The organism is Mycolicibacter engbaekii (assembly GCF_002101585.1).
In the GTDB taxonomy this organism is placed as follows: Bacteria; Actinomycetota; Actinomycetes; order Mycobacteriales; family Mycobacteriaceae; genus Mycobacterium; species Mycobacterium engbaekii.
The window spans coordinates 178,867-202,432 of record NZ_LQOT01000069.1 but is presented as its reverse complement, the minus strand read 5'-3'; the positions used below and the strand labels follow the sequence as shown (position 1 = coordinate 202,432).

Sequence of the window (23,566 nt, the reverse complement as noted above, 5' to 3'; positions counted from 1 at the left end):
ATCGCCGGATCTGCTCAGCCGGCCGCGGCCGCCCGCGCCCGTTCCCGCACCGAGGCCACCACGCCGCCATCGTTGAGGATGTCGGTGCCGGTGAGGTAGCCCGCCTTGGCACTGACGCAGAACGCCATCAGTTCGGCCATCTCCTCGGGCGTGCCCCAGCGCGGGACGGCGGCGTCGGCAACCAGCGCCCCGGCGCCGGCCTGCTCCTCCAAGCGGCCCATCTCGGTGTCCACCGATCCCGGCGAGATCGAGACGATGCGCAGACCACGGCCGTTGAACCGCTCGGCCTGCGAGCTGGAGTACCAGCGCACGAACGCTTTACTCACCGCGTAGGCGATACCCGAGCGCACCTCGGCGGGCATCGGGGCGCAGACCGCGGCCAGCGCCTCGGTGAAGCCGTCGACGTCGTGGAGCGCCAACGGGAATCGGTCGGCGGGGATCATCTCCTCGGGCAGCAGGTGTGCGGCCATCGACGCCACGTTGACGATCGCGGCCCCCTCCGGGGCCACACCAAAGAAGACCTCGTTGACATGCAGCGTGCCCAGGGCGTTGGTACGCATGACATAAGGCGCATCGCCCATGCTGGGGCTCACCCCGGCGGTGTGGATCACCGCGGTGACGGGCCCGATGCCGGCGGCGACGTCGAACAGCTCGGCCACCGCCTGGCGGTCGGTGACGTCGCAGTGCACGCTCGTGACATCCAGGTCTTTCAGCGCGGCCACCGTGGCGTCCAGCCGATCTTGCCGGACATCGCAGAGCACGACCGGCGCGTCGCGCCCGACGATCTTCGCTGTGGCCGAACCCATCCCGCCGGCACCGCCGGTGATCACCGCAACCATCGCTGCAGACCCTTCCCGTCAGGCCTGCGCCAACTGCTTTTGCGCGTACCGCTGCGCCCATTCGGCGCGCGGCCGGATGGAGACGTCCACGTCGGTGGCCTGGGCCCGCAGCGCGCCCACCGTCGCCTGCTCACGCGGGGTGTGGGCGAACGGGTCCCAGCTGAAGAACCGGGCGGAGTTCTGCCAGGTGATCTTGTTGATGTCCGAGTCGTCGGCGCCGGCGGCCTGCAGTTCGGCGAGCACCTGTTCGGGGGCGTCCGGCCAGAAGCAGTCCGAGTGCGGGTAGTCGCACTCCCAGGCGATGTTGTCGATGCCGATCTCGTGGCGCAGTTTCAGCGACGTCTTGTCGGTGACGTAGCAGGCCAGCGAGTGCTCGCGGAACACCTCGGACGGGAGCTTGTCGCCGAAGTCGCGGCGCAGCCACTTCTGGTTGGTGTAGTGCCGGTCGGAGCGGTCGAGGTAGAACGGGATCCAGCCGATGCCACCCTCGGAGAACGCAAACTTCAGGTTCGGGTAGTTGCGCATCGCCGGGCCCCACAGCAGGTCCTGGGCGCACATCGCCGAGATCTGCGTGGCCAGGATGATCATGTTGTCGATGGGCGCGTTGGGGGCCATGCTGATCGCCCCGAAGCCGGTGCCGATGTGCAGGCACATCACCACGTCTTCTTCCGAGAGCGTGCGGAACACCGGCCCCCAGTAGTCCTCGTCGTGATAGCTGGGCAGGCCCTCCAGGTGCGGCAGTTCGGGCATGGTGACCGCCCGGCAGCCCTTGGCCGCCACCCGCCGGATCTCGGCGCACATGGCTTCCGGGTTCCAGGTCGGCAGGATCGCGATCGGGATGAACCGGCCCGGCGCCGAGCCGGCCCACTCGTCGATGTGCCAGTCGTTGTAGGCCGACACCATCACCAACGTGACGTTCTCCCGGGTCATGTTGAGGTGTCGGGCGGAGAAGCCGGTGAAGGTCGGGAAGCACATCGAGGCGAGAATGCCGTTGCGGTTCATGTCGCGGACCCGCTCGTGCACGTCGTAGACGCCGGGGCGCATCTCGGCGAACCCGGCGGGGTCGCGGCCCCATTCCTCGGCCGGCCAGGACACCACGGCGTTGAGCCCGCTGACGCCTTGCGGGCGGCCCTGGTACATCCACTGGTCGACGCCTTTGTCATCGGTGACGACGATCGGCGCCTCGTCCTTGTATTTGGCCGGGACGTGGCGCAGGAACATGTCGGGCGGCTCCACCACGTGATCGTCGATGCTGACCAGGATCAAGTCGTCGATGTTCATGCCTCTACTAGTACCCTGGAAAACCATGACCGTCTCCGCGCGTTCGGCCATAGATTTTGCCGAACCGGCCAACATCGATCTGCGGCGCGGTGGTCGAGCCCGGGCCGGCAGTTACCTCTACGAGGGGCGGGAGTTGGTCACCGGCTGGCACTCCCACGACATGCACCAGATCGAGTACGCCGTAGGCGGGGTGGTCGAGGTGCAGACCGCCACCGCGCACTACCTGCTGCCGCCGCAGCAGGCGGCCTGGATTCCGGCCGGTCTGCATCATCAGGCGGTGATGCGTCCCGAGGTGCAGACGGTGGCGGTGATGTTCGACCCGGAGCTGGTGGCGCACGCCGGCGACCGGGCCCGCATCCTGACCGTGTCGCCGCTGATCCGGGAGATGATGCTGCACTCGCTGCGCTGGCCGATCGAACGTCCCGACGGCGACGGCGTCTCCGACGACTTCTTCCGCACCCTGGGGCATCTGGTCGCCGGTGCGCTGGAGCACGAGGCGCCGCTGAGCCTGCCGACCTCCGATCATCCGATCGTCGGTCCGGCCATGGTCTACACCAAACAGCGCCTGGCGTCGGTGACCGCGGCCCAGGTCGCCCAGGCCGTCGCGGTATCCGAGCGCACCCTGCGCCGCCAGTTCGAGGCGGTGATCGGCATCTCGTGGCGCACCTATCTACTGCACGCCCGGATGTTGCAGGCGATGGCGCTGCTGGCCGCGCCCGATCAAGGGGTACAGCAGACCGCGGCCACCGTCGGGTTCGACAGCTTGAGCGCGTTCACCCGAGCATTCACCAGGTTCGCCGGCGAGACCCCGTCGAGTTACCAACGCCGGATCACCTCGACGCCGGTTAGGAGGTCTTGACCGCCGGCGGCGAGTAACTCGGCTTGCCCAGGCCCAGCACGTACTGGGCGATCATGTTGCGGAACACCTCCAGGGTGCCGCCGTAGATCCCAACCAGGGGCGCGAACCGGAAGATGTAGTCGCTGGCCCCGTTGTCGATGGAGCCGTCGGTGTCGATCGGTAGCGCCGACGCACTGCCCAGCAGGTCCATCAGGTCCGGGGAGATGTCGCGCATCGTCTGCGCGAGTGCGACGCGTCCGAAGATCGACGGCGCCGACAGCGACGCTTCCACCCGGGCGGCGGCCTTCCCCAGTCGGTAGGCCACCGAACGGTCCGCTATGCTGCCGGTGTTCCCGACGACGGCGCCGGCCTTGTCGACGGCCTCAGCCATGAAGTTCGCCTGATGCATCATGATCGAGACGTCGGCCAGCCCGTCCACGGCGGCTTCCACCGCGCCGTGTTCGACGTTGAGCGGCTCACGCAGCACGGTCCAGCCGCCGTTGACCTCACCGAGCCGGTACTTGTCGTCGACCCGGACGTCGCTGTAGTAGACGATGTTGGTGCGGTCGCCGTCGACGGTACGCAGCCCCTGGATCTCGATGCCCGGGGTGTTCAGCGGCACCAGGAACATGGTGAGGCTCTTGTGTTTCCGTGCCTCCGGGTCGGTGTTGGTGATCAGGAAGACGTACTGGCAGTTGTGCGCACCGGTGGTGAACATCTTGGAGCCGTTAATGATCCAGTGGTCGCCGTCACGTACCGCGCGGGTCTTGCAGGTGGCGACATCGGAACCGCCTTCGGGTTCGGTGTAGCCCAGGCAGAGCCGGATGTGGCCGCTGAAGACCCCGGGCAGGATCTCCTCGCACAGTTCCGGTGAGCCGAACGACGCCACCGAGCGGGCCACCATGGAGGTGGTCCCCCAGGTGACCCACGGGACGTGGGCGCGACGCTTCTCCAACTCCCAGATGCGTCGGCGCACCCGGGAGAAGCCACCGTCCTCCTCGGTTTTCCACTCCGCTTCCAGGTAGCCGGCGGCACCCAGCGCCAGGTGCACGCCCTCGTCGAAGTTGTCGCCGGTCTCGCGGTCGCGGCGTTTGACCTCCTCGGTCACGTGGGTGGCCAGGAACGTCCGTACCTCGTCGCGGAACGCCTGGTCGTCGTCGGTCAATTGCGGTCGGGAGAAGTCCATGATGCTCGTTGTCCTTAGTTGGCTGCGCGGTGGGCGGTTTCGCGGGCGGCGATCAGGTCGGCGATGCGGCAGGCACTGGCGCCGGGGTCGCCGCCGGCCAACGGCCAGCCGCGCGCCCGCACCAGGTAGGCCGTCGCCGCGGCTTCGGCCGACACCCCCAGGCCGCCCTGGATGTGGACGGCCATGGTGGCGGCCTTGGCGGCCTCCTCGGCCATGAACACGAACGCCGAAGGCGCCAGTTCGGGCCGTTCGTCGGGCTCGTTGTCCAGGAACCAGCCGGCGCGGTAGGCCAGGTTGCGTCCCGACGCGACGGTGATAGCCATGTTCGCCAGCGGGTGCGAGATGGCCTGCAGGGTGCCGATCGGCACCCCGAGGGTGTAGCGGGTCTTGGCGAACTCCGCGGCGATGGTCATGGTCTGCTCCACCAGGCCGACCAGCGCGGACGCGGTCAGCAGTCGCCATTCGTCCAGTGCCCGCTGGTATTTCGCCAGCGCTTCCGGACCGCGCGCCAGCACGGTGGCCGAGTCGGCGTCGGCCGGGTCGACCCAGGCCATCGGCAGCTTGCCGATGTTGTCGACCCGGGCCGGGCGGGCGCCGAACGACAGCCTTACCACCGAGTCGCCGTCGCGGACGATGAGCTCGTCGGCGACCGAACCGGTCGGCAGCAGTCGGGCCCCGTCCACGGGATCCTGATGCGGGTCGACGGCGACCAGTCGCGCGCCGTTGACGATGTCGGCGGTGTCGGCGCCGTCGGCCGGCAACCCACCCAGGCTTTCCAACAGCCGGGTCGCGCAGACCTGGTCGATCCAGGGCACCGGTGCCAGGCTGCGGCCGATCTCCTCGGCGACCAGGCAGAGGTCGACCAGCGTGGCGCCGTCACCGCCGACGGACTCCGGCAGTGCCATGGTGGTGGCGCCCATCGCGCACAACCGTTCCCAGAGGTTCTTGTCGAAGCCGGATCCCTCGGCGGCACGCACGGTTTCGATGTCGCAGTGCGTGGTGAAGAACTGTTTGTAGGCCGCCTGCAGAGCGACGTGGTCCTCGGTCAGGCTGTAGTCCAGCCTGCGCAGTTCGAATCGATCCATCTCAGCTCTCCTGTTCGGGTGCGGCGCCGCGTTCGGCGAAGAAGAAGTCGTGGGCATTGCGGTAGAGGTACTTGTCGAGCACGTCGGGGGGCAGGTCCAGCGCACGTGCTTCCGGCACGACGCGGTTCATCCGCAGCACCGGCCAGTCCGAGGCGAAGATGATCTTGTCGGCGCCGCGGGTGCGCAGGTAGTGCAGCAGGGACTCGGGCAGTCGCTTGGGCGACCAGGCCGAGGTCATCAACCGCAGGTTGCGGTATTTGATGAGCATCCGGATCGCGACGTCCCACCACGGGTCGGCGCCGTGGATCATGCACAGCCGCAGTTCGGGGAAGCGCACACAGACCCGATCCAGATGGATCGGATGCTGGACCTCGCCCGGGATCGGCGGTCCCGGGATACCGGTGTTGACGCACAACGGCAGATCCAGTTCCGCGCACTTGGCGTACAGCGGGTAGTAGACGGCGTCACTGGGCGGATACTGACCGTCGCCCCAGAAGCTCGGCCCCACCACCGCATAGACCACCGGGAGATCGCCGACGATCGCGGACAACTCCCGCAGCGCGGGCACCGGACGCAACAGGTTGATGCCGCCGATGGCCAGCGCGAACCGATCCGGCCGGTCCGCCACGAACTTCCGGGCGGTCACCGACGGCTTGACCAGGTTGTCCATTAGGACTGCCTTCTCCACCCCGTTGGCGTCCATCTCCTCGAGCAGCGCCGCCATCTCGACCGGCGCGAACATCGACTCGGGTCCCTTGAAGTAGTCGTCGCGCGCCCGGACCATCCACTCCGGCTGTCTGTTCTCGCCGAAGTGCACGTTGACCAGACAATCGATCGCCCTCATGACCCCGTCACCACCTCTTCGTTCACCCGCCGTTTGGCCCAGCGGTAATCCGCTTTGCCGTTGCCCAGTCGGCGCACCTGCTGCACCCGGACGAACTCCTTGGGCACCTTGAAACCCGCCAGCACCGTTCGGCAGTGCGCGGCCAGTTGTTCATCGCGTGCGTCCGAATCCGGTTGCAGTGCCACCACAGCGACCAGTTCCTCGCCCCACCGGTCGCTGGGTCGCCCCACCACCAGCGCATCGGCCACCTGCGGATGAGCGCGCAGCACGTTCTCGACCTCTTCGACGAAGACCTTCTCCCCGCCGGTGTTGACCACCAGGGAGTCGCGCCCGAACAGCCGCAGGGTTCCATCCGCGTCCAGTGCGGCGCGGTCGCCGGAGATCACGACCCGCTCACCGTCGATCTGCCGAAAGACCTGCTCGGTTGCGGCAGCATCCTCGAAGTAGCCCAGCGGGATTCGGCCGTTGCGTGCTACCCAGCCGATCGCGTCCTCCCCCGGTTCCAGGAACCGGGTGTAGTCGTCGGAGGCCACCAGGCCGCCGACCCGCAGCTGAAAGGTCTCGGCGGTGGGGTTGCGATGCTGAGTGTGGCCGAATGCCATGTTGCCGGTTTCCGACGAGCCGAAACCATTGATCACGGTGATCTGTGGCAGGTATTCCAGCAGTGCCTGTTGATGTTTGGCGTTGGTGGCCGCACCGCCGGTTCCGATGGCGAACAGCGAGGACAGGTCATACGGACGTCTGCCCAACTCCTCGACGATCGGGCCGGCGTAGGCATCGCCGACCATGGTCATCAGGCCGACCTTCTCGCGCTCTGCGGTCTCGAGCACAGTGCGCGGATCGAACCGGGATCTGGTGTCGTGCAGCACCACGGTCTGACCGGACAACAGCCCCGAGAACGCCGTCCACATTCCGGCGGCGTGCATCAACGGCGACACCGCGAACCACGGCGCACCGGCGTGGGCGACCTTGTCGTGGATCTCGGCGACGTCCCCGTGGTCGGCGCCGTTCATCGACGACACGTACAGATCGGCCTGTCGCCACATCACCCCCTTGGGGCGTCCGGTGGTTCCGCCGGTGCAGACCAACAGCACATCGTCGGGTGACGGCGTCAGCGCCTGATCGATCTCCCCTTGCGCCAGCGCGTCGTCCAGCGAGATCGACTCCAGTACCGGGGCATCGGCGGTGCCGTCGTCGATCCGGATCAGCAGATCGGCGCCGCACTCCCGCAGCGCGTCGGCGAACTTGGCCTCCAGGCCGGCGTGATAGATCACCGCGCGCGGCGCCAGATAGTTCAGCAGCTCGCCCGCCTCGGCCGGGGTGTAGTGGTAGTTGACGTTGGCCGGCGCCGTCCGCGCCTTGAGGCAGCCGATGACCATGTCGGGGTACAGGTCGTTGTGCATGAGCAGCGCGACCCGGTCCTGGCCGCACTCCCAGTTCTGCAGTGCGGCGCGTTCGGCGTGCACACCCAGCCCGCGACCCGCCAGGAAGTTGGCCAGCCGGCGGGTGCGCTCGGCGCTCTGCGCAAACGTGCTACGCCGGGCGCCGCATACCGTCATCTCACGATCGGGCACGACCTCCGCGATCGCGTCGACGACGCCGCCGATCGTCCATTCGCCCACCGTCAGACCGAAGCGGTCAGGTGGGCGGCGCCCGGTGCGACACGGTTCGGATCGCCGAGCAGAGTCAATGCGTTGTCCCGCATCACCATTCGGGTATCTTCCGCGCTGAACTCGGGGAACTGCGGGATGTCGGCGGTGAAGGTGGTCGGGTCGGCCAGGCCCTCACCGTGCGGCCAGTCCGAACCGAACAGGATCTTGTCGACGCCGATGGTGTCGGCCAGCAGCTTCACGTCGTCCTCGTAGTACGGGGCGATCCAGACGTTGTTGCGCAGCTGCTCGATCGGGTCTTCCTTGTAGTGGTAGGGCGCGTTGTTGGCCGACTTCTTCAGCCGCTTGATCAGCCGGTAGACGAAGTACGAGCCGTTCTCGATACTGGCCACCTTGAGCGTGGGGTGACGGGTGAACACCTGGTGCACGATCATCGAGGCGATGGTGTCGTGGATCGCGCGATCGTCCATGATCACCATGTCCAGCGGATCGCGTTTACCGAACCCCTTGAACACACCGCTGCCGCCCCACAGCGCCGGGATCGCCATATAGCCGGAGTCGGACAGGTGGAAGACGACGGTGACGCCCGCCTCGGCAAGCCGCGCCCACACCGGGTCGTGCACCGGGTCACCCAGGGACCGGGCCCGCACCTCGCCGGGCACCGGCGCCGGGCGCACACACACCAGCTTGGCGCCGCGGCCGATCACGAAGTCGACCTCCTCGACGGCCTTTTCGGGATCGGCCAGCGAGATGATCGGTGCGGAGACCACGCGCCCATCGGGACGGTCGAAGCCCCAGTCCTCGTCGAGCCACAGGTTGAACGCGTGCACCGACGCCATAGTGGCGGGAATGTCGTGCTTGAGTCCCTCCTCCACCCCGCAGGCGAAGGTCGGCAGCATGAACACCGTCTCCAGCCGCTGCCGGTCGAGCACCTGCACGCGGGCGTCGCGGTTCTGGTACTCGGGATGCTCGGAGAGCCGGTCGAGCTTCATCAACGACGCCGGGTCCACACCTTCGGGGATCTCGCCGCGGAACAGCAGATCCAGGCAGCCCGGTTCGATGATCGGATCGAAGCTCGGGTTCGGGATGAAGTGGTTGACGATCCCGCCGAACACCGCCAGGGTGCGATTGCCGTCCTGCACCATCTGGACACCGCGGCTGCGGAACTCCTTGGGCAGGTGCCGGGTGAAGGCGTCCAGCGGCTCGTAGTAGTGGTTGTCGACGTCCACGGCCAAGTACGGGAGCCGTTGGGGTGCGGCGGTCATGTGCTCAACCTTTCTCACGTGAGGGGCGGGAAGTTCGGCGGGCGTTTCTCGAAGAAACTGGTGATTCCCTCGATCAGGTCGGGTCGCGCCAGCGATTCGTACATCAGGGCTTCGGCACGCGCGCTGACCGCGGCGACGTCATCGAGCGCGTCGCGGTAGACCTGACCTTTGATCACCGCCAGCGAGGCCGGGGAGCAGTTCTCGGCGATGTCGCGCGCGTAGGCCATCGCGCGCTCCAGCAGTTGTTCGGGTGCCACGACGTGATTGACCAGGCCGAGTTCGCGGGCTTCCTCGGCGAGGAAGGTCCGCCCGGACAACAGCAGATCCATCGCCGCGCCCATACCGACCAGTCGCGGCAGCATCCAGGTGATCCCGTGTTCGGCGACCAGTCCGCGGCGGGTGAACGCGGTGGCGAACTTGGCGCCGGCCGCGGCAAATCGCACATCGCACATCAGCGCGTGGGTCAGGCCGATCCCGACACAGGAACCGTTGACGGCGGCGATCACGGGTTTGCGCAACTCAGTCAGGAAATGCGGCGGGCGGTCCCCGACCAGTTCGGACACGTCGGTGTCGGCGACGTCGGTGTCGGGGCCGGTCTGGGCGCCACCACCCAGGTCCGCTCCGGCGCAGAACCCGCGCCCGGTGCCGGTCAGCACGATCGCCCGCACCGCAGGATCCGCCTCGGCGCGATCGATCGCCGCATAGCAGCCGGCGGCGATGTCGGGCCCCCAGGAGTTGAGCCGCTCCGGACGGTTGAAGGTGATCAGCCCGACGCCGTCACGCACGTCGTAGAGCACCGCGGTCATCGACCCCGCAACCTCCGCCCCGAATCGACTCGGATTCCCGGTGGGGAATCCTACCGGAACAGTTCTTACTGTATACCTTTCGGTAGCGCATTCCGCAACCTGCGGCAGACCGCCAGAAAGTCAACATGTAGGCAGGTCAGAGAAGTATTTGCCCCGACAGTCAGGTGAAATCCGAGCCGCCGTCGACGTTGACGTTGGCGCCGGTCATGTAGGCGTTGCGACGCGAGGCCAGAAACGCCGCGACCGCGCCCACCTCGTCGGGCAGCCCGGCCCGCGGCAGTTGCGCCGGGTGCCCGAAGTGCTCGGTGATCGCCGCCATCAACCGGTAGGGGTCATCTCCGTCCACCCCGACCGAACGGGCCCACCCGACCAGCCCCTCGGAGGCGACACTGCCGGGCGAGACGACGTTGACCAGGATCTCCTCGGGCGCCAGCAGCAATGCCAGGTTCTTGGAGACGCTGTTCACCATGGCCTTGGCCGCGGTGTAGGCGACCAGGACGGTGCTCTGCCGCTGCGTCGACTGGGCCGAGAAGTTGACGATCCGGCCCCATTCGGCCTTGCGCAGCAGCGGCAGCGCCGCCCGGACCGCGTGCACCAGGCCCATCGCGCCCTGGTCGATGGCCCGGCGCCACTGTTCGTCGGTCAGCTCGTCGAAGGTGCCCTGCACGTCGGGGCCGGTGGCGTTGACCAGAATGTTGAGTTCGCCACCCCAACGGTCCCCGAGTTCGGCGAACGCCTCGTGCACCCGCTGCTCGTCGCAGGCGTCGGCGACCACGGCGACGGCCTCCGGACTGCCGCGCCCGCGCAGGTCCTCGCAGGCACGCTCCAGGACTGCGGCCGTGCGCCCGATGATCGCGACCCGGGCCCCGTCGTCGGCCAGACAACGGGCGGTGGCCAGTCCCATCCCCCGTCCGCCGCCGACGACGACGGCGCGGGCGTCACGCAAGCCCAGATCCACGGCTACGCGCCAGGACTCAGGCGCCGGTCCAGTTCGGGGCGCGCTTCTCGGCGAACGCGATCGCGCCCTCCTTGGCGTCGTGCGAGGTGAACACCGGCGCGATCAGTTCGTTCTGCTTCTGCCAGATCTCGTCCTGGCTCCAGCCGGCGGATTTCACCATGATCTCCTTGGTCACCGCGACGGCCAGCGGACCGTTGGCGGTGATCCGCTCGGCGAGCCCGATGGCTTCGTCCAGCGCCGCACCCGGTTCGGCGAGCACGTTGACGAAACCCCACTGCGCGCCCTGCTCGGCGGTGAAACTCTCACCCGTCAGCGCCAATTCGAGTGCCTTCTGATACGGGATGCGGTGCGGAAGCCGCAGCAGGCCGCCGCCGGCGGCCACCAGTCCCCGCTTGACCTCCGGGATGCCGAATTTCGCCCCTTTGGCGGCCACCACCAGGTCGGTGGCCAGCACCAGCTCGGTCCCGCCGGCCACCGCGTGGCCTTCGACGGCGGAGATGAGCGGCTTGCGCGGCGGGCGCTCGGTGAATCCGAGCCCGCGGCCCGGGACGTACGCCAGCTCTCCGGCGGCGAACGCCTTGAGGTCCATGCCCGCGCAGAAGTTGCCCCCAGCTCCGGTCAGCACGCCGACCGACAACTCCGGGGTGTCGTCGAGCTCGTCACAGGCGGCGGCCAGGCCTTCGGCGACGGCCTTGTTGGCCGCGTTTCGGGCCTCGGGCCGGTTGATCGTGATAACGAGGATGCGTCCACGACGCTCGCGAAGTACCGCTTCAGACACGGGTCACCCTTCAGGTGTTGCGACAAGGTATTACCAAAATGCTTACCATATGCTTTACGGTAAGAGAAGCTCAATGACCGGTGTCGGCGCCGGATACCGGTAGGTTTAACGGCGAAGAATCCGGCCGTATCGACCAGAACTGGAGGTATCCGCAGTGGCAAAGCAGCCAGTCGCCGAGAAACGGCAACGGCGCGAACGCGGATCGATCAATCCCGACGACATCATCGACGGCGCGTTCGAACTCGCCGAACAGATCGGTGTCGACAACCTGAGCATGCCGGTGCTCGGCAAACACCTCGGCGTCGGGGTGACCAGCATCTACTGGTACTTCCGCAAGAAGGACGACCTGCTCAACGCGATGACCACCCGCGCCCTGAAGCAGTACGTGTTCGCCACGCCCTACGTGGAGGCCAAGGACTGGCGGCAGACCTTGAGCAATCACGCACACAGCATGCGCTCGACGTTTCTGGGCAGCCCCATCCTGTGCGACCTCATCCTGATCCGGGCGGCGCTGAGTCCACGCGCCGCGCAGATCGGCGTGCAGGAGGTCGAACGGGCGATCGCCAGCCTGGTCGAGGCCGGACTGTCTCCCCAGGATGCCTTTGACACCTACTCCGCGGTCTCGGTGCACATCCGCGGTTCGGTGGTGCTGCGCCGGCTCTACGAGAAGAACCGGGCATCAGACGCCGAGGGGCCGTCCGATTTCGAAGAGGCGCTGGTCATCGACCCGACCGTCACGCCGCTGCTGGCGGAGAGCACCCGCCAGGGGCATCGGATCGGTGCGGCCGACGACGCCAATTTCGAATATGGGCTCAACTGCATCCTGGACCACGCCGAACGGCTGATCGAGGAGAACAACAAGCCGGCGCGGCGTCGCGCGGCGCCGGCTTCGTCGTCGAAGTCGCGTTAGCGACCCTTAGACCTCGATCACCACGGCGCCGCCCTGGCCGCCGCCGGCGCACATCGCGGCCACTCCGATGCCGCCGCCGCGCCGCTTGAGCTCGTAGAGCAAGGTGGTGACCATCCGGGCGCCGGAAGCTGCGATCGGGTGGCCGAGGCTGCAGCCGCTGCCGGAGAAGTTCACCCGCTCCTCGTCGATGCCGTACTCCTTGCACGCCGCGATCGGCACCGAGGCGAAGGCCTCGTTGATCTCCCACAGTGCGACGTCACCGACCGACAGCCCGGCACGCTCGAGCACCTTGCCGATCACCTTGACGCCGCCGAGGCCGGTGTCGCGCGGCGCGACGCCGACCGAAGCCCAGGCCTTGACCGTGCCCATCACGGTCAGCCCCTTGTCGCGGGCGTAGTCGGAGTCGACGATCGCCACGGCGGCCGCGGCGTCGTTGGTGCCGCTGCTGTTGCCGGCGGTGATCGAGAAGCCCTCGATCTCCGGGTGCAGCACCTTCAGGCCCGCCAGCGTCTCGGCGGTGGTCCCGCGCCGCGGGAACTCGTCGACTTTGAACTCGGTGACCGAACCGTCGGGCAGTTCGACCTTCAACGGGATGATCTCGTCGACGAACTTTCCGGCGTCGATCGCGTCGATGGCCCGCTGATGCGACCGCGCGGCCCAGGCGTCCATCTCCTCACGGGTGATGCCCGCGGCCTGTGCGGTGTTCCAGCCCACCGTGATCGACATGTCCCGGGTGGGCGCATCCGGGGTCTCCGGGTGCGTCGGCGGCATCCAGGGCTCGACGAAGGTCACCTCCGGGCCGGGCACCCGCCACTTGGTCAGCGGCGTCATCGACAGCGACTGCACGCCGCCGGCGATCAGTACCCGCTCCATACCGGAGCCGATCTGCGCCGCGGCGTTGCCGATCGCGGTCAGGCTGCCCGCACAGTGCCGGTTGACCGACTGGCCGGGCACCGATTCCATGCCGCACGCAGCTGCCGCGTAGCGAGCGAGATCGCCGCCGCCGTAGTGCGATTCGGCGAAGATGATGTCGTCGATCTCACTGGGCTCGATGCCGGCCCGGCGAACGACCTCGGGCAAAACCGTGGTGATCAGCGTCTCCGGCGGTGTGTTGACCAGGGTTCCCTTGAATGAACGTCCGATTGCCGTGCGAACGGCGCCGACGATGACAGGTGTGGGCACTTTTCCGACCTTACATTAATCGTTGTTTTTGTAAAGATATCTGGTTGTCTCACGGCTCCGGGACGTGGAAGTGTTCGTCGCGCAGCCGGAACGCCTCCTTGGTGCCGTACTGTGCCCGAGTCTTGACGAAGTTGAACTCCCCCGGCCCGAACTGCAGGTTGGTGCCGTAGGCGTGGAACAGGTAACTGGCCACCTCTTCGCCCTGATAGGCCTGGCTCTGTTCCACCAGCCGGAAGGCCTCCTTGGCGATCACCACACCGTCGGCGGGCATCTTGGCCGCCTTGGCCGCCCAGTACCGGGCCCGCGCGCCGACCGCCGCGGGATCGCAGGTCTCGGTGAAGACCCCCAAGTGCTCGACTGCGCCGGCGTCGATGATGTCCCCGGTCAGCAGCAGGCGTCGCGCCAGTACCGGCCCGAGCCGGTGGAAGAACATGTGCAGGCTGCCCAGCGCCGGCCCCAGGAAGCGCGTCGCGGGCATGCCGATCCGGGTATCACGGGCGATCACCGAGATATCGGTCATCAGGGCCATCTCGAAGCCGCCGCCGAGCGCGTACCCGCTGATCTCGCCGACGGTGACCTTCGGGAAGCCCATCAGGTTGTGGTAGAACCCGAAGGATTTGCGGTCCACGGTGAGCCGACGACGCTGACTCGGGCGGCTCTTGGCCGCCGGCTGCGGTTTCCCGTCCCGTTCGCCGTACCAGCCGTAGGCGTTGTTCATGTCCGCGCCGGTGCTGAACACCCCCTCGGCGCCGCGCAGCAACACCACCACCACGTCGTCGTCCTCGGCCACCCGGTCCAGGTAGCGGGCGACCGCGTCGCGCATCGCCGCGTCGTAGGAGTTGCGCTGCCCGGGATTGTTCAGCGTGATGGTGGCGATCCGACCGTCGGGATCGAGATCGAAGAGCACGCGGCCGTCGGTGCTGCCGGTGGGGCTCATCTGCAGGACTCCTAACCCGGCTGTCGCCGGCCGAATCGAATGGCGCTCAACTTGTTCGGCGGCGCCGCGACGGTATTGACCTCGCCGGTGCACAGCAGCTCGCCCCGATGGCTCAAACGCGCCGTGGAGGTGATGCCGCGTGCGCCCTCGCTTCGCGAGATGTCGAAGTGCAGTTCGGTGAGGATGGGCGTGGGACGCCGGTAGGTCACCAGCAGGGAGCGGGTGCGGCCGGCCGAACCGGCCGCACAGCTCTGGTGCTGGGTCACGCAGTCGAAGAAGACCCCGAGGAATCCGCCGTGCACCAGCCCCGGCGGGCCTTCATACGGCAGATCGAAAGTAACGGTGCCCGAGGCTTTCTCGGCGTCGAGATGCTCGAATCGGTATTCCGGGAAGCAGGGGTTGAACGCGCCGACGTCGAAGGCGTGTTCCAGATAGACCCGCCCGGAGTCCTCGGACTCCAGACGCGGCATCGCCGCCACCGGGGCGACGTCGGCCAGTTGCCGTTCCCAGTCGGCGAACCGGGTCAGCATCTCGTCGACGGCCGGGTGCGGATGCTCGGCGGCCAGCAGCAGGCCGGTCAGCCGCCGCATGGCCGTGGCCGCCGCGACGGTCTGCGGCAGCGGCAGTTCGCCGAAACGCGCCGCGTCACCAGCCGAAACCACCGAACTCCCCGAACCATCCGCCATAGGCCTTCCTCCACCGAATCGCGCCAATCGTATAGCCTACTGTAGCTATCACGATATAGCGTTGAAAGGTGGACACCACCGTGGCTGACTCCCCCGATTCCGGGCCCGGTTCCGACCCCGACGGCTCGGTGACGACGCTGCGTGACGGCGCGTTGCTCCGGCTCACCCTGACCCGCCCGGATCGCCGCAACTCGCTGAGCCCGTCGATGACCGCCGCGCTGATCACCGCTCTCACCGCGGCGGCCAGCGACGACACCCTGCGCGCCGTCCACATCCGGGGCGCCGGCGATCACTTCTGCGCGGGTTCCGACTGGGTGTCCACCAACGCCGGCGACCGGCGGCCCCGCACCGGTGACCTGGTCCGCCGTATCCCGCACGCCGGGCACCGGGTGATCGAACTCCTGTCCACCATCCAGCTGCCGGTGGTGTGCACCGTCCGGGGCTGGGCGGTGGGCCTGGGCTGCAACCTTGCCCTGGCCGCCGACTTCACCATGGCCGCCGACGACGCGGTGTTCTGGGAACCGTTTCTGGCCCGCGGCTTCAGCCCCGACTCCGGCGCGACCTGGCTGCTGCCGCGCCTGGTCGGGGTTGCCCGGGCCCGGCGCATGCTGTTGCTCGGCGAGAAGGTCAGCGGCGTCCACGCCGAACAGTGGGGCCTGATCCACCGGGCGGTGGCACCGGCAGAACTGGACTCCGCGGCCGAGGAACTGTTGGCGGCCCTGGTGAACGGACCCACAGCGGCGATCGGACTGGCCAAACAGGCACTGCATTACGCACAGCATGCGACCCTGCCGCAAGCCATGACCCAGGAGCTGTTCAATCTCGAACTCAGCTGCCGTACGGGAGATTTCAAAGAAGGGTTGGCCGCGTTCTCGCAGCGGCGCCCGCCGGACTTCACCGGCCGCTGAGAGGAAAGGGATCGGCCATGCCGACGTTCGACACCATCACCTACGAGGTGCGCGGGCACACCGCCACGATCACCCTGAACCGTCCGGACGCGCTCAATGCGCTGAGCCCGCACATGATCACCGAACTTCGAACCGCCTATGACCGGGCCGAGAACGACGACACGGTGTGGATGATCGTCGTCACCGGCAACGGTCGGGCGTTCTGCACCGGCGCCGACGTGAAGGAGATCCCCGGCGACGGCAAGGTGATCAACGAGCGGCCGTACCTGTCGACCTACGAGCAGTGGGAAGCCCCCCAGGAGGGCACCCCCCCGTTCCGCACGATGGCCAAGCCGGTGCTGGCGGCCATCAACGGAATCTGTTGCGGCGCCGGCCTGGACTGGGTGACCACCTGCGACATCGTGATCGCCTCGGACCGCGCCACGTTCTTCGACCCGCACGTCTCGATCGGCCTGGTCGCCGGCCGAGAGGTGGTCCGGCTCGCCCGGGTGCTGCCCCGATCGGTCGCCCTGCGGATGGCATTGATGGGCAAGCACGAACGGATGAACGCCCAACGCGCCTACGAGCTCGGCATGATCAGCGAGGTGGTCGAGCACGACCGACTGCTCGAGCGTGCCCACGAGATCGCCGAGGTACTGAACTCCAACGCACCGTTGGCGGTACGCGGGACCCGGCTGGCGATCCTCAAGGGGCTGGACCTGCCACTGCACGAGGCGGAGATGCTCGCCGAGTCCTTCCGGGAACGCAACCTGCACACCGCGGACTCGCTGGAGGGGCCGCGGGCCTTCGTCGAGAAGCGCGCACCGGAATGGCAGTGCCGATGAGTCCCGCGTTCACCACGATCCTGCTCGACGTCGACCGCAGCGACCGCGTCGCCACCATCACGCTGAATCGGCCGGAACGGCTCAACGCGTTCGACCGCACCATGTGCGAGGAACTGACCGCCGCATGGCGCATCGTCAAACTCGACACCGAAGTCAACGCCGTTGTGCTGCGTGCCGCCGGCGACCGGGCGTTCAGCGCCGGCCTGGACATCAAAGAGTCCTACGGCCAGCCCGACAATGTCTGGAATCACGAGGATCCCGGCGAAGCACTCAGTCCCAAATGGCAGAAGATGTTCAAACCCGTCATCTGCGCCGTGCAGGGAATGTGCACTGCGGGCGCGTTCTACTTCATCAACGAGGCCGACGTGGTGATCTGCTCGGAGGAGGCAACCTTCTTCGACTCCCACGTCTCGGCCGGGCTGGTCTGCGCACTGGAGCCGATCGGTCTGATGCGCAAGATCGGGTTGGGCGAGGCGCTGCGGATCGCTTTGATGGGCAATGACGAACGGGTCGGGGCGCAGACCGCCTTACGCCTCGGCTTGGTGTCGGAGGTGGTGGCCCGCGACCAGCTCTGGGAGCGCGCACACCAGATCGCCGCGACGATCGCGGCCAAGCCGCCGTCGGCCACTCAGGGCACGGTGAAGGCCATCTGGGAGTCGCTGGACAAGCCGTACCGGGCCGCCTTGGACCAGGGCCTGATCTACACCCGGCTGGGCAACCCCCTGGGCAAGGCCGAACTCGACGCACTGCCCCCGCGCCCCGCAACACCGCCACGGTTGCGCTGATGACCCATCCGCTGAGCCGGCGCATCACCGCCGTACTCGAACTGGCACCGCGGGAACCGGCCCTGCAGTACGACGGCCGGTGGCATTCGTGGGCGCAACTGGCCGAGCAGGCGCGGCGCATCGCAGATCTGATCCCGGCCGGGGCCCGGGTCGGAATCCTGCTGCGCAACCGGCCGCCACACGTGGCCGCCCTGCTCGGGGTGTTGGCGGCCGGCGGCTGCGTGGTGGTGCTCAATCCGTCCCGCGGCGACGACCGGATGCGCGTCGAGATCGCCGACCTGGAGCTTCCGGTGGTCATCGGCGCGACTGCGGATCTGGCCGCGCTGGTCACCGCGACATCGCGCACCACAGTGGTGACGCTCACCGATCTCGACACCGCCCCGCAGGTCACCGCGGCCACCGAACCCCGGGCCGACCCCGGGCATCCCGGGGTGGCGGTCTCGATGCTGACCAGCGGAACTACCGGACCACCCAAACGCGTCGACCTGCGCTACGACATGCTGGCGCACAGCGTCATCGGGCCCGACTATGCCGTCGCCCCGGCCCCGGAGCAGCTGCGCCGCGGCATCGCGATCGTCAACGCGCCGTTGGTGCACATCGGGGGCGTGTACCGGGTGCTGCAGTGCATCGCCGAAGCCAGATCCTTCCTGCTGCTGGAGAAGTTCGAACTGCAGTGCTGGGCGGACGCGGTCCGCACCTGCCGGCCGCGTGCGGTGTCGTTGGTGCCGGCCGCGCTGCGCACGGTGCTGCACTCGGAGCTGACCCGCGAGGACCTGGCCGGTATCCGCGCCGTCACGTCTGGAACTGCTCCGCTGTCGGCCGATGACGCCGACGCCTTCACCGCCAAGTTCGGGATACCCGTTCTGACGTCCTATGCGGCAACCGAATTCGGTGGTGGCGTGGCCGGCTGGACCCTGGCCGACTACGAGCGGTACTGGCAGGACAAGCGCGGCAGCGTGGGCCGGGCGAGCCTCGGTGCGCAGTTGCGGGTGGTCGGTGACGATGGTGCACCGCTGCCGCCGGATGAGCCGGGCCTGCTGGAGGCAAAACCGGGACAACTGGGCCCCGACGCGGACTGGATCCGCACCACCGACTTGGCGCGCATCGATGCCGACGGCTTCCTGTGGATTCTGGGCCGGGCGGATCAGGCGATCATCCGGGGTGGGTTCAAAGTGCTGCCCGACGACGTGCGGGTGGCCCTGGAGGCCCACCCGGCCGTCCACAGTGCCGCTGTGGTGGCCCGGGCCGACGAACGGCTCGGCCAGACGCCGGTGGCCGCTGTCGAACTGCGCGACGGAGCCCACACCGACCCCGAGACGCTGACGACCTTCCTGCGCGGGCGGCTGGCCCGCTATGAGATTCCCACCGAGATCGCGATCGTCGATGCCCTTCCGCGCACACCTTCGGGCAAGGCCGATCTGGGTGCCGTGCGAGAGCTGATCACGATGTCGAGCAGACATGCTCGCTGAAACCCTGCCGGCGCTGCTGCGCACTCAGGCACGCGCACGGCGCAGCCGTCCCCTGCTGATCTGCGACGGCGACCGGATCAGCTACGCCGAAGCCGAACAACACTCGGCCGCTCTGGCCCGTCGGCTCCTGGCGCTGGGCGCCGGCCCGGGCAGCCACATCGGGCTGTTGTACCCGAACGGCACGGCATTCGTCATCGGGATGCTCGCCGCGGGCCGGATCGGCGCCGTGGTGGTCCCGTTCGCCACCCTGGCGGCGACGGCGGAACTGCGGGCGCAGTTGGTGCACAGCGATGTCAGCATCCTGCTGGCCGCGCCCTCCTACCGATCGCACGACTACCGGGCCCAGCTGACCGAGATCCTCGCCGACGTGGATCTCGACGGCGGGGCTGCACTGCTGAGCAGCAATGCGCCGCAGCTGCGTCATGTGCTCTTCGACGCCGAGCACTCCGGCGCTGCCGGAGACCAGGACGCCGCCACACCGCTGCGCGCCCTGGAGGACACTGTTGCCGGCTCTGACCCGCTGGCGATCGTCTACACCTCCGGTTCGACCGGCGCACCCAAGGGCGCGGTGCACACGCACGCCGGTCTGATCGGCCATCAACGCGACCTCAATGCGATCCGGCGGCTGACCGCCGAGGACATCCTGTTCTGCAACTCACCGTTCTTCTGGATCGGCGGGTTCGCGTTCGCGCTGCTGGCAAGCATGATCGCCGGGGCGACGCTGCTGTGCTCCAACGCCACCGAACCCGGGCTCACTCTGGACCTGTTGGAGGCCGAGAAGCCCACGATGGCCAACGGTTTCCTCAACGGTATCGCCGCGCTGGCACAACACCCGAGCCTTCCCCACCGCGACCTGTCCAGCCTGCGCCGCGGGAATCTGTACCCGCTGATGCCGCCGGACGCACGGCCCGCAGACCCCGAACTGCGGCACGGCATGCTCGGGATGACCGAGTCCGGGGGCCCGATACTGCTCAGCGGCGACGACTCCGTTCAGCCCGAGCACCGGCGGGGTAGCTTCGGTAAACCGGCACCCGGATTCGAATGCCGGGTTCACGACGGGGAGCTGTGGGTCCGCGGCCGCTACATGATGCAGCGTTACCACAAGCGCAGCAGGGAAGAGTGTTTCGATGCCGATGGGTGGTTCCACACCGGCGATCTGGTCCGCACCGACGCGGAGGGCTTCTACTACTACCTCGGCCGGCGCGACCGGATGATCAAGACCGCGGGCGCCAGCGTGTTCCCGGCGGAGGTGGAACGAGCCATCGCCAAGGTGACCGGCGGATCGGTCGCGCACGTCTTCGGCGTCCCCGACCCCGACCGTGGCCAATTGGTCGCCGCAGTGATCGTCGCCGACGATGTCGACCAGACACACCTACGCGCCCGGCTTGCCGCCGAGCTCGCCAGCTTCAAGATTCCGCGCCGGATCACCGCAGTCCCGGCCGCCCGGCTCCCGCTGCGGCCCGGCGGGAAGGTCGACCTGGGCCGGCTGGCGGAGTTCATCGATGACTGACCCCGCCCCGGTCACGCTGACCGTCGATGCGGTGCTGCGTGCCCGGGCCGCCGCCGACCCGAACAAGCCGATGGTGATCGACCCGGCTCAGCGCCTCAGCTACCGCGATCTGGACGCATCGACGCAAGAGCTTGCCGCGGTCTTCGTCCAGGGCGGCATCGGCAAGGGCACCCGGGTGGGGCTGCTCATGCCCAACGGCGTCGACTGGGTCCGCATCGCGATTGCGCTGACCCGGATCGGGGCGGTGCTGGTGCCGCTGAGCACCTTGCTGGCGCCGCCCGAACTCGCGGCTCAGTTGCGAATCGCCGGTGTGTCGGTCCTGATCGGAGTCGAGGAGTTTCGCGGGCGCCGCCACCTCGACGGCCTGCACACCAGATCGGCTGAACTTCCTGCCTTGCATCAGGTTTGGCCATCCGGGCGGGTGGCCCGCGCCACCGCGGGGTCCGCTGCCCGCGGAATCGTCGACGCCATGGCCGCGACCGTGACTCCTGCCGACCTGATGCTGATCGTCTTCACCTCCGGCAGCAGCGGCACCCCGAAAGGGGTGTTGCATTCACACGGCAGTGCCCTGGGGGCTGTCGAATCCGGATTGGCTGCTCGCTGCATCACCGCGGACACGCGGCTGTACCTGCCGATGCCGTTCTTCTGGGTGGGGGGATTGGGCGGCGGAGTGCTGTCGGCACTGATGGCCGGGGCGACCCTGGTCACCGAGGCGCACCCGACACCCGAATCCACCTGCAGGTTGCTGGAAACCGAACGCGTGACGCTGTTTCGAGGTTGGCCGGATCAGGCTGCGGCGTTGGCAGCCCATGCCGGCGACGCCGACCTGTCCGCCCTGCAACCGGGCAGTCTGGACGCGCTGCTGCCGCCGGAACTGCGCGCCGAACCCGGAGCCCGGGCCAACCTTTTCGGGATGACGGAGTCCTTCGGTCCCTACTGCGGTTATGCCGCCGACACCGACCTGCCGCGCTCCGCCTGGGGAAGCTGCGGTAAGCCGTTCGCCGGCATGGACCTACGCATCGTCGACAGCCAGACCGGCGCCCCGGTGGCCGCCGAGACCGTCGGCACCATCGCGCTGCGCGGACCGCACACGCTGCGCGGCATCTGCGGACGCTCCCGGGAACAGACCTTCACCGCCGACGGCTACTACCCCACCGGGGATCTCGGCCGCCTCGACAAGGACGGATTCCTGTACTACCACGGACGATCCGATGACATGTTCAAAGTCAGCGGCGCCACGGTCTATCCCAGCGAAGTCGAGAAGGCACTGCGGAGCATCACCGGTGTGCGCGACGCGGTGGTCGTCAACCTCGCCGACCGAGCGGGAAACCGGGTGGCGGCGGTGATCGCCGGTGCCGGGCTGAGCGTCGAGATGTTGCGTGATCGCGCCCGGGATGTGTTGAGCCCGTTCAAGGTCCCGACGGTATGGCTGGTGGTTCCGGGCACCGACGCCATACCCCGTGGGCCGACGGGCAAGGTCGACAAACGCCGAATACAGGACATGCTGACGACACGCGACCGCGCTGACGCGGCAGAGCAACGGAGGGAACGCATATGACAGGCCGGCTGACCGACAAGGTGGCATTCATCACCGGCGCAGCGCGAGGACAGGGACGCGCCCACGCCGTGCGGATGGCCCGCGAGGGAGCCGACATCATCGCCGTCGACATCGCCGGCAAGCTGCCCGACTGCGTGCCGTACAACCCGGCGAGCCCCGAGGATCTGGCCGAAACGGTCCGGCTGGTGCAGGCCACCGGCCGGCGCATGGTGTCCGCGGTCGTCGACACCCGCGACTTCGACGGCCTGCGCGAGGCGGTCGCCGACGGGGTGGCGAGCCTGGGGCGCCTGGACATCGTCGTCGCCAATGCCGGCGTCGCAGCGCCGCAGGCCTGGGATGCCATCTCTCCGGAGAATTTTCGGGACGTCATGGAGATCAACGTGACCGGTACCTGGAACACCGTGATGGCAGGTGCCCCACACATCATCGCCGGCAAGCGTGGCGGCTCGATCATCTTGATCAGTTCCGCCGCGGGCATCAAGATGCAGCCCTTCATGGTCCACTACACCGCAAGCAAGCACGCCATCACCGGCATGGCCCGTGCATTCGCCGCCGAATTGGGCAAGCACGCGATCCGGGTCAACAGCGTGCACCCCGGCCCGGTGAACACCGACATGGGTACCGGCGACATGGTCAGCGCGCTGGGCCAGGCGATGGAGAGCAATCCGCAGCTCTCGCAGATGCTCACCCCGTTCCTGCCCACCTGGATAGCCGAGCCCGACGACATCGCCGGCACGGTGTGCTGGCTGGCCAGTGCCGACTCCCACCTGGTCACCGCGGCCGCGATTCCGGTGGATCAGGGCTGCACACAGTACTGAACGCCGGGGGCGTATCAGGCGGTGGCGTCGCCGGGTCGTGGTCAGCGCGGGTGGACCGTATCCTGGTGATCCACCTGTGTTTCCGCTGACGCACGACTAGGGTGAGCGGCTGACAGCGTCAGCAGCGCCCCGACGACAACAGAGATGAGGACGGCAATGAGTCCACTGGTCCGGCATCGCGCCACACTGCCGGTATTCGCCCTTGCTGTGACATCATTAGCGCTGATCGGTCTCGCCTCGCCCGCCGTCAGCCGGGCCGTGCCGCTTGATGGCTGCGGCTATGGCATGTACTTCAACACCGAGACGAATCAGTGCGAGCCCGGCGGTGTGGACCCGCATCCGTTCATCGGCCCCTTCGGACCGGTAGGTGTCGGTGTCGGTGGACCCGTCGGACCTGGCGGCGTTGTCGGCCCTGTCGGCGTCGGGCCGGTCGGACCCGGGCCGGTCGGACCCGGTCCGGCGGGCCCCGGCCCTGCAGGACCGGGCGGA

At 68.1% G+C, this 23,566-nt stretch carries 22 protein-coding genes; 9 read left to right on the top strand and 13 right to left on the bottom strand.

Annotated elements, in window-relative coordinates; all coding sequences use genetic code 11:
• Window positions 1-14 precede the first annotated feature (14 nt).
• Complete coding sequence (locus AWC02_RS17530; protein WP_085129972.1) at window positions 15-839, bottom strand: SDR family oxidoreductase; 825 nt, start codon at window positions 837-839, stop codon at window positions 15-17.
• Between the two features lie 18 nt (window positions 840-857).
• Window positions 858-2,120 (bottom strand): amidohydrolase family protein, encoded by a 1,263-nt coding sequence (locus tag AWC02_RS17525; RefSeq protein ID WP_085129971.1) that lies wholly within the window; start codon window positions 2,118-2,120, stop codon window positions 858-860.
• Window positions 2,121-2,145: 25 nt separating this feature from the next.
• On the opposite strand from AWC02_RS17525, the gene AWC02_RS17520 reads away from it, so the two are divergent.
• Window positions 2,146-2,979, top strand: coding sequence for an AraC family transcriptional regulator (locus AWC02_RS17520; protein WP_085129970.1), 834 nt, complete (start codon window positions 2,146-2,148; stop codon window positions 2,977-2,979).
• Here the strand turns inward: AWC02_RS17520 and AWC02_RS17515 are convergent.
• The 8 genes from AWC02_RS17515 to AWC02_RS17480 all read right to left on the bottom strand — a co-directional run bounded on the left by AWC02_RS17515 (window position 2,966) and on the right by AWC02_RS17480 (window position 11,490).
• Window positions 2,966-4,144, bottom strand: coding sequence for an acyl-CoA dehydrogenase family protein (locus tag AWC02_RS17515; protein WP_085129969.1), 1,179 nt, complete (start codon window positions 4,142-4,144; stop codon window positions 2,966-2,968). The two genes, AWC02_RS17520 and AWC02_RS17515, sit on opposite strands and share 14 nt — an antisense overlap.
• A gap of 14 nt (window positions 4,145-4,158) precedes the next feature.
• Complete coding sequence (locus AWC02_RS17510) at window positions 4,159-5,229, bottom strand: acyl-CoA dehydrogenase family protein (RefSeq protein WP_085129968.1); 1,071 nt, start codon at window positions 5,227-5,229, stop codon at window positions 4,159-4,161.
• A 1-nt stretch (window position 5,230) separates the two neighbouring features.
• Window positions 5,231-6,073, bottom strand: coding sequence for an amidohydrolase family protein (locus AWC02_RS17505; RefSeq protein WP_085129967.1), 843 nt, complete (start codon window positions 6,071-6,073; stop codon window positions 5,231-5,233).
• Window positions 6,070-7,695 (bottom strand): acyl-CoA synthetase, encoded by a 1,626-nt coding sequence (locus tag AWC02_RS17500; RefSeq protein ID WP_085129966.1) that lies wholly within the window; start codon window positions 7,693-7,695, stop codon window positions 6,070-6,072. The genes AWC02_RS17505 and AWC02_RS17500 overlap by 4 nt, the downstream gene beginning before the upstream one ends.
• A gap of 2 nt (window positions 7,696-7,697) precedes the next feature.
• Window positions 7,698-8,948 carry an amidohydrolase family protein gene (locus tag AWC02_RS17495; protein WP_085129965.1) on the bottom strand — a complete coding sequence of 417 codons (1,251 nt, stop codon included), beginning with the start codon at window positions 8,946-8,948 and terminating at the stop codon, window positions 7,698-7,700.
• Window positions 8,949-8,962: 14 nt separating this feature from the next.
• A complete protein-coding gene (locus AWC02_RS17490; RefSeq protein WP_085129964.1) occupies window positions 8,963-9,754 on the bottom strand; it encodes an enoyl-CoA hydratase in 792 nt (263 codons plus the stop codon).
• Between the two features lie 160 nt (window positions 9,755-9,914).
• The gene (locus AWC02_RS17485) at window positions 9,915-10,712 is read right to left on the bottom strand and encodes an SDR family NAD(P)-dependent oxidoreductase (protein WP_085129963.1); all 798 of its coding nucleotides are present in this window, start codon (window positions 10,710-10,712) and stop codon (window positions 9,915-9,917) included.
• Between the two features lie 16 nt (window positions 10,713-10,728).
• The gene (locus AWC02_RS17480; RefSeq protein WP_085129962.1) at window positions 10,729-11,490 is read right to left on the bottom strand and encodes a crotonase/enoyl-CoA hydratase family protein; all 762 of its coding nucleotides are present in this window, start codon (window positions 11,488-11,490) and stop codon (window positions 10,729-10,731) included.
• A gap of 154 nt (window positions 11,491-11,644) precedes the next feature.
• Here AWC02_RS17480 and AWC02_RS17475 point away from each other — a divergent pair, with 154 nt between their 5' ends.
• Window positions 11,645-12,400, top strand: coding sequence for a TetR/AcrR family transcriptional regulator (locus tag AWC02_RS17475; RefSeq protein ID WP_085129961.1), 756 nt, complete (start codon window positions 11,645-11,647; stop codon window positions 12,398-12,400).
• Window positions 12,401-12,406: 6 nt separating this feature from the next.
• On the opposite strand, the gene AWC02_RS17470 is transcribed toward AWC02_RS17475, so the two are convergent.
• Genes AWC02_RS17470 through AWC02_RS17460 form a run of 3 tightly spaced genes read right to left on the bottom strand, consistent with a single transcriptional unit; the run spans window position 12,407 to window position 15,205 of the window.
• Complete coding sequence (locus AWC02_RS17470; RefSeq protein ID WP_085129960.1) at window positions 12,407-13,582, bottom strand: thiolase family protein; 1,176 nt, start codon at window positions 13,580-13,582, stop codon at window positions 12,407-12,409.
• A 49-nt stretch (window positions 13,583-13,631) separates the two neighbouring features.
• Window positions 13,632-14,519 carry an enoyl-CoA hydratase/isomerase family protein gene (locus AWC02_RS17465; RefSeq protein ID WP_085129959.1) on the bottom strand — a complete coding sequence of 296 codons (888 nt, stop codon included), beginning with the start codon at window positions 14,517-14,519 and terminating at the stop codon, window positions 13,632-13,634.
• Window positions 14,520-14,530: 11 nt separating this feature from the next.
• A complete protein-coding gene (locus AWC02_RS17460; RefSeq protein WP_085129958.1) occupies window positions 14,531-15,205 on the bottom strand; it encodes a hotdog family protein in 675 nt (224 codons plus the stop codon).
• Between the two features lie 68 nt (window positions 15,206-15,273).
• On the opposite strand from AWC02_RS17460, the gene AWC02_RS17455 reads away from it, so the two are divergent.
• From AWC02_RS17455 to AWC02_RS17425, 7 genes are read left to right on the top strand one after another with little or no spacing between them, the layout of a single operon-like run.
• Window positions 15,274-16,113, top strand: a complete 840-nt coding sequence (locus AWC02_RS17455; protein ID WP_085129957.1) for an enoyl-CoA hydratase/isomerase family protein — start codon at window positions 15,274-15,276, stop codon at window positions 16,111-16,113.
• A 17-nt stretch (window positions 16,114-16,130) separates the two neighbouring features.
• Window positions 16,131-16,937: an enoyl-CoA hydratase/isomerase family protein gene (locus AWC02_RS17450; RefSeq protein WP_085129956.1), complete on the top strand. Its 807-nt coding sequence runs from the start codon at window positions 16,131-16,133 to the stop codon at window positions 16,935-16,937.
• The gene (locus tag AWC02_RS17445; protein ID WP_109561054.1) at window positions 16,934-17,722 is read left to right on the top strand and encodes an enoyl-CoA hydratase/isomerase family protein; all 789 of its coding nucleotides are present in this window, start codon (window positions 16,934-16,936) and stop codon (window positions 17,720-17,722) included. The genes AWC02_RS17450 and AWC02_RS17445 overlap by 4 nt, the downstream gene beginning before the upstream one ends.
• The gene (locus AWC02_RS17440) at window positions 17,722-19,191 is read left to right on the top strand and encodes a class I adenylate-forming enzyme family protein (protein WP_085129955.1); all 1,470 of its coding nucleotides are present in this window, start codon (window positions 17,722-17,724) and stop codon (window positions 19,189-19,191) included. Before AWC02_RS17445 ends, AWC02_RS17440 begins: the two co-directional genes overlap by 1 nt.
• Window positions 19,181-20,701, top strand: coding sequence for a class I adenylate-forming enzyme family protein (locus AWC02_RS17435; RefSeq protein WP_085129954.1), 1,521 nt, complete (start codon window positions 19,181-19,183; stop codon window positions 20,699-20,701). The genes AWC02_RS17440 and AWC02_RS17435 overlap by 11 nt, the downstream gene beginning before the upstream one ends.
• Window positions 20,694-22,259 (top strand): class I adenylate-forming enzyme family protein, encoded by a 1,566-nt coding sequence (locus AWC02_RS17430; RefSeq protein WP_085129953.1) that lies wholly within the window; start codon window positions 20,694-20,696, stop codon window positions 22,257-22,259. The genes AWC02_RS17435 and AWC02_RS17430 overlap by 8 nt, the downstream gene beginning before the upstream one ends.
• On the top strand, window positions 22,256-23,077 hold the full coding sequence (locus AWC02_RS17425; RefSeq protein WP_085129952.1) for a mycofactocin-coupled SDR family oxidoreductase: 822 nt from the start codon (window positions 22,256-22,258) through the stop codon (window positions 23,075-23,077). Before AWC02_RS17430 ends, AWC02_RS17425 begins: the two co-directional genes overlap by 4 nt.
• The last annotated feature ends 489 nt before the right edge of the window (window positions 23,078-23,566 follow it).